Here is a 6,149-nt window from a genome sequence, read left to right on the forward strand (position 1 = left end):
CCGTCAGGGGCGGCCCACTCAAGCCTTCTCGGAGGGATGACCCGTGACTATGACCGCGACCCAGCCCCACGCAGTTGGCGTTCCTGGCTACAGCGAGACCTGGCCCTGCGAGCTGGAGTCCGCCGGCCGTGCGCGCGGATTGGTTCGGGCTGCCTTAAACACCTGGGGGCTCGGTCAGCTCGTCGGCGACGGCACGTTGATCGTCTCGGAACTGGTCGGCAACGCCGCTCAGCACAGCGGGAGTCATCTTGTGCGTGTCAGCGTCACGTTGGTCAGTCCGAGTCGAGTCCGGCTGGGGGTGACGGACAAGTCCACCACGCCTCCGGAAATGCACCACCCTCCACTAACTGCAATCGAGGGCCGTGGGTTGCTCGTGGTGGACGGGGTGGCCGAGCAGTGGGGCACGGACATCCGACGCTGGGGCAAGGTCGTATGGGCTGAACTGTCCGTTTCCAAGGGGCAGTTGTGACCGCGTGCGCACTGGAACTGCGCCTCCTTCGCGCCCCCTTCAAGGCCGTACCCCCTTGTCCCCGCCCCTGCCGTGACTGCCAGCACGCAGGACGACAAGCATCAGACACAGGAGACGCACCAACAGTGCAGGACACAACCACCGAACAACAGGAACTCCCCTTCCTGATGCTGGCGATGCAGCGCGGCGGAAGCGCCGAGGCCCTGAATGCCGCGCGCCACATCGGCCCCGCCCTACTGACCTGGCTGGAAGAAGCCGGACGGTGGGAAACCCTGCCCGACTACGAACAGGCCGCCGTCTACTGGGCGATGGCATCCAGCTGCCAACTCCAACACTCCAGCACGCCCGGCGACGCCTTGGTGCGGGACACCGTCAAGCAGTTGCTGGGATTGGCCGATGAGCTGACCCACACCACGCCCGCCCGGTACCGGGACTCAGGCGGCCGGGCCTCCGCCGAGATGGGCGTACGACTTGCTGCCCGACTCGCCAGCTTGCCCTACGGCTGGCGAGTCGAAGCAACACGCCGCATGCTCACCGGCACCCCCTTCCTTGATGCGATCGGCGAGGCGGAAACGAACATCAACCTCCTGCGGTCGGTATGGGGCATCGACGTGCGGGACCAGGGGGTGCAGCAGTGAGCCGCAACACCGAACAGGCAGCCGTCATGCAGTTTCAGGGTGCTGCCGACGTGGCGCATATTCGCATCGACGCCATCGGCGAACGTCAGCTCCTCGCCCGCGACGGCATCACGCCCCTGTACCCCGGGATCCCGCTCGGCACCGCTGACCCGCGAGTCGTGTCCCACATCTCGGCACTGCTCTGGAAAAGCCGCTACACCATGCCCCACCGGCCGGACCAACCCCCGCGGCCCCCTGCCTCGGCGCTGGAGGCCGAAGGCGTCATGGCGGCCCGGATGCTGCGCGACTCCCTGCTCAGCTTCGGCTACGCCGTCGACGTATGGGGCGCGGCCCGCCGCGACGGCGTACCGATGGTGATGATCGACCGGCCGTTCCCGGCCGCAGCGGCTCAACAGATCTCGTCGGCGCTCAACGTCTACGACCGGCTGGCACCGATACCGGAAGAAGCCCTCGCCCGGCCCCGCACACCCCGCACGTCGCCATGACCGAGGGCTGCGCCACCTGGCACGAGCTGCTTAAGCGTGCCAGGCGGGACGCGGCGCTCGGCGCGCTGGGGGCAGGGCGGTACTGGAAGAACCTCGCCGCCGAGCACCTGGCCACATGCGACGACGCGAACCCCACCTCGACTGACACGGTCCTGGGCGATCCGTCGCTCATTCAGGTCGCGGCCGGCATGAGCCCCGAGGAATCACCAGAGACCACCAACCAGTGCCAACAGTGCGATTGGCGAACGCAGTCGGACGGATCCCAGCTCTGCCCCCGCTGCCACACCACGCGCTACCCGACCCGCAGCTCGCTGCTGGCCCCATGAACCGCCGCTCCGGTCACAAACCCTCCCCGGCGCCCGCCGGGAGGGCCGGTTCCCCCACCCGGTGACCGGGGCGGCACCCCGCCCTGCCCGGACGCGCGCCGCCCTCGAATTCCCGCCCCGCGATTCCTGAACTTCCGGTCTCCCGGGGCGGGTAACCACAGAAAGAGAAACAGAAGGAAGCACATGGTTAAGAAAGCCCCTCGTACGTCCAGCTCCGCGGCCATCCACGGAAAGCCCGCACGAAAGACGCAAGCCGACTCGCAAGGAAACCGCGCCGAACGGCGAAAGGCTGAGCGCGAAGACAAGAAGAACGGCAACGGCTGACACAGACCAGCCCTGCCCGGCTGCTCCCGCGGGCAGCCGGGCAGGTCCCAGCACCCGCGAACCTGACCGAACGGAGACCCCATGCCGGCCCCCGGTCACCCCCTGACCGCTGCCGTCCTCATCACCAACCCCAGCAACGCGTTGCTCATCGTCCACCCTGCCAAGCCCAACGCCCCCTGGCAGCTTCCCGGCGGCATCGTCGAGGCCACCGAATCCCCTCTCGACGCCGCCCGGCGAGAGGGCCGGGAAGAACTCGGCCTCGACCTCGACATACGGGTGCGCGACCTGTTCGCCGTCGAGTGGCTGCAAGCTACCCGTCCCGGCCGCCGCGACCGCGTCGCGTTCGTCTTCGCCGGGCCCGTCCTCACCGAGGCCGACACCGACCGCATCGCCTTGCAGCGCGAAGAACTTGACGCCTGGCGCTGGGCTGCCCGCGCCGAGGCCGCCTCGCTGCTGCACCCCGCCATCGCCGCGCGGGTCGTGGGACCGCTTCAGAGACCCGGCAACACGATCTACCGTGAAACCCGATACGAAGGGACGTTATGAACGCCACCGACTTCCCCGCCCGCAAACTGCGTATCGGTACGCGCAGTTCGCCCCTGGCCCTCGCCCAGGTCGACCAAGTCTCCGACCTGCTGCGCAAGTTCGAACCTGACCTCGACATCGAGGTTGTACCGGTCACCACCGAGGCCGACAAATGGCAGGGCGACCTTGCGCAGCTCGGTGGGAAGGGACTGTTCGTCCGTGAGATCGACCAGATGTTGCAGCGCTCGCAGATCGACATGGCCGTCCACTGCATGAAGGACGTCCCCGGCGACGTCCCCATGCCCAAAGGGCTGATCTTCGCCGCCTACCTCCCCCGCGACGACGTACGGGACGTGCTGCTCGTCCCCGAAGGGTCCGACATCCAGACCCTGGCCGACCTCCCGCCCGGCGCGTCCGTCGCCACCAGCGCCGTACGCCGCAAGGCGCAGATCAACCGCGTCCGCCCCGACCTCAACGTCGTGCGTGTCCGGGGCTTGGTCGGCACCCGCATTGACAAGCTCGACGGCCGCAAGCCCATCGACCACAAGCTCGACGCCATGGTCCTCGCCCGTGCCGGCCTCGAACGCCTCGGCATCATGGACCGGGCCCGCCAGGTCTTCGAGGTGGACGAGATGCTACCCGCCGTCGGCGCCGGCGCCCTCGGCCTCGAATGCCGCGAAGCCGACGACGCAGTTGCCTACCTGCTCCAGCAGCTCAACCATGAGAAGACCATGACGGAGATCACCGCCGAGCGCGTGATGCTGCATGGCCTCCGGGGGCACTGCAACTCACCCATTGCAGGGCACTGCGTCACCGAACCCGACGGGCAACTCAGCCTGCGCGGCATGGTCTTCTCCCGCGACGGGAGCAAGTTCGTTAACGCGTGCTTCTGGGGCGAGTCCTTGAATGACCCGGCGGTCCTGGGCTCCCGCGTCTGCGCCGAACTGCTCCGCCAGGGCGCCCGCGACATCATCACGGGCATCCCGCACTGATCGAGACTCCCGCTCCCCTGCCTTCCGGCGGCGGGAGCGGGCTGCACCGGACCCTGTGCCCGGTGCGAGGCCCGGCTGCCCGTCACGTGCAGGCCGGACGGCCGGGCCGTCGAACCACCACGACCGCGGACGCGGTCCGTGGACGACCATCGGAGGATCACCGTGACAGCGATCATCGAAGAGCCGACGACGCAGCGCACCACCGATTTCCTGTGGCTCGACCTGACCCGAAAGTGCCAACTCGCCTGCGTCCACTGCTACAACGGCTCCGGCCCCGACGGCTCCCACGGCGCGATGAGCCGCGCCGACTGGGTCCGCGTCCTCGATGAGGCCGCCGACCTCGGCGTCCGCCACGTGCAGCTCATCGGCGGCGAGCCCACGCTCCACCCCGACGGCCTCACCCTCGCCGACCACGCCCTGTCCCTCGGCTTAGCCATCGAGGTCTACAGCAACCTCGTTCACGTCACCGACGCCTGGTGGCAGCTCCTTCAGCGTGACGGCGCCTCCCTGGCCACCTCGTACTACTCCGACCGCGCCGACGAACACGCCGCAGTCACCGGCCGTCCCCGCAGCCACGCCCGCACCCTGGCCAACATCAAGAAGGCCCTCCAACTCGGCATCCCGCTGCGGGCCGGCCTCGTCGGCATCACCGACACCCAGCGCGTCGAAGCGGCCCGCCAGGAACTCGAAGCCCTCGGCGTCCAGCGCATCAACGTCGACCACGCCCGCCCCTTCGGCCGCGCCGCCCAGGACCAGGCACCGTCCGCCTCCGGGCTGTGCGGTCAGTGCGGCACCGGCCGCGCCTCCATCGGCCCGGACGGCACCGTCTCCCCCTGCATCATGTCGGCCGCCCTGATGGGCGTCGGCAACGTCCGGACGACCGCCCTGGGCGATATCCTCGGGGGCCCCGCGCTGATCGCGGCCAACACCGAGATCCGCCTCGCGAAGAAGAAGAGCGACGACGGGCCCTGCGACCCGGCCTGCGACCCCAACGCGGAATGCTCCCCCGGCTTTCCCAGCAGCGAGTGCGACCCGAGGAGGTAGACATGGCAGGAGACCTCACCGACGATCTCCGCGCCCTGATCCAGCCGCACACCGGAAAGATCACCGCGGTCAACCCCGCAGGGGGAAACGACTCGGACGTGACCGCGCTGATCGAATCGGAGAACGGCAGCTTCTTCCTCAAGGCGATGCACAACCGCCCCGGCGGGCGCCGGAACTCGATCACCCGGGAACGGCTGATCAACCCCTACGTCCAGCCGATCTCCCCACCCCTGCGGTGGCATACCGAGAACGACGACTGGATCGCCCTGGGCTTCCAGGCCGTCACCGGCCGGCGGGCCGACCTCCGGCCCGGCTCACCAGACCTCCCGGTCGTCGTCGCCCTCCTCAACCGAATCGGGGAACTCCCCCTGCCCGACGTCGCACAAGACTGGGAGGAAAACCGCTGGGACCGCTTCTGCACCGACGAAGCGGAAGCGGACCTGCTCAAGGGCAACGCCCTGCTCTACACCGACGTCCACGAAAGCAACATGATCATCCAGGGCAACTCCGCCTGGGCCGTGGACTGGTCCTGGCCCACCCGCGGAGCCGCCGTCATCGACCCCGCCCAACTCGCCGTACAACTCATCGTCGCCGGACACAGCGCCACCTCGGCCGAGCACTGGGCAGCCCGCTGCACCGCATGGGAGAAGGCCGACCCGCACGCGATCGACGCCTTCGCCGCCGCCGCACTGCGCATGCACCAGGCACGCAGTGAGCGCTTCCCCGACGCGAAATGGCTTGGCACCATAGTTGCCGCAGCTCGGACATGGGCCGACCACCGGGGCGTACCCGCGTGAAGCGTGCCGTTGAGCAACGTGAGTAGACGGGCCCCCGACCGGCCGATTCCCGCGCCGGTCGGGGGCACCGCCGCAGTGAGTGAATGAACTAAACTCGCCGAAGCCGTCCTCGGACTGGCAAGCCGAAGGCCCCCCGCATCGACACTGCGGGGGGCCTTCGGCCTTCTTACGCGCTACAGGCCCCCTGCGTGCGGTCACGGACTCGCGGCGCTGGGCGGCGCTCACCGGGGTTCTCTGAGGCCGCTGAAGGCGCCCTCAGACCCACTCAACCTCGGTCGTGAACTTGGCCTTGCTGGGGGCACTGCTGGGAGCTGGTAAGGGGGTCTTCTCCATCGCTCCCAGGGGCCGGGGTTCGGCCCGGCTCGCCCCCAGCATGGCAAGGATCTCTAGCGCTTCGACCTCAGATTTTCCCGAGAGCGCACCCTCGATCCGTCTTAACGCTTCACTCACTCCGCCCCCTATTTGCGCAGGTCAAGAGCCCTTTTTGACTGTCAACGGCAGCATCTTCTTGCCGCTGTCACTCAGTTGTGGCCATGTGTCGAACTGCGG

General features: G+C 68.7%; 8 protein-coding genes. All 8 read left to right on the plus strand.

From position 1 onward, the window contains the following. Window positions 1–49 precede the first annotated feature (49 nt). The 8 genes from ACGFNI_RS34095 (at window position 50) to ACGFNI_RS34130 (ending at window position 5,600) form a co-directional block, all read left to right on the plus strand. On the plus strand, window positions 50–469 hold the full coding sequence (locus tag ACGFNI_RS34095) for an ATP-binding protein (RefSeq protein WP_393689366.1): 420 nt from the start codon (window positions 50–52) through the stop codon (window positions 467–469). A 125-nt stretch (window positions 470–594) separates the two neighbouring features. Then, the gene (locus ACGFNI_RS34100; protein ID WP_393689368.1) at window positions 595–1,107 is read left to right on the plus strand and encodes a hypothetical protein; all 513 of its coding nucleotides are present in this window, start codon (window positions 595–597) and stop codon (window positions 1,105–1,107) included. Continuing rightward, entirely contained in the window at window positions 1,104–1,592 is a 489-nt protein-coding gene (locus ACGFNI_RS34105) for a hypothetical protein (RefSeq protein WP_393689370.1), read from the plus strand. Before ACGFNI_RS34100 ends, ACGFNI_RS34105 begins: the two co-directional genes overlap by 4 nt. Then, a complete protein-coding gene (locus ACGFNI_RS34110; protein ID WP_393689371.1) occupies window positions 1,589–1,918 on the plus strand; it encodes a hypothetical protein in 330 nt (109 codons plus the stop codon). The genes ACGFNI_RS34105 and ACGFNI_RS34110 overlap by 4 nt, the downstream gene beginning before the upstream one ends. Before the next feature lie 405 nt (window positions 1,919–2,323). Then, window positions 2,324–2,788 (plus strand): NUDIX domain-containing protein, encoded by a 465-nt coding sequence (locus ACGFNI_RS34115; RefSeq protein WP_393689373.1) that lies wholly within the window; start codon window positions 2,324–2,326, stop codon window positions 2,786–2,788. Continuing rightward, a complete protein-coding gene (gene hemC / locus ACGFNI_RS34120; RefSeq protein WP_393689375.1) occupies window positions 2,785–3,759 on the plus strand; it encodes a hydroxymethylbilane synthase in 975 nt (324 codons plus the stop codon). Before ACGFNI_RS34115 ends, hemC begins: the two co-directional genes overlap by 4 nt. A gap of 162 nt (window positions 3,760–3,921) precedes the next feature. Further along, complete coding sequence (locus ACGFNI_RS34125) at window positions 3,922–4,803, plus strand: radical SAM protein (protein ID WP_393689377.1); 882 nt, start codon at window positions 3,922–3,924, stop codon at window positions 4,801–4,803. Between the two features lie 2 nt (window positions 4,804–4,805). Continuing rightward, entirely contained in the window at window positions 4,806–5,600 is a 795-nt protein-coding gene (locus ACGFNI_RS34130) for a hypothetical protein (RefSeq protein ID WP_393689379.1), read from the plus strand. Window positions 5,601–6,149 lie beyond the last annotated feature (549 nt).

It is taken from the genome of Streptomyces sp. NPDC048644 (genome assembly GCF_043199105.1).
Classification (GTDB): domain Bacteria; phylum Actinomycetota; class Actinomycetes; order Streptomycetales; family Streptomycetaceae; genus Streptomyces.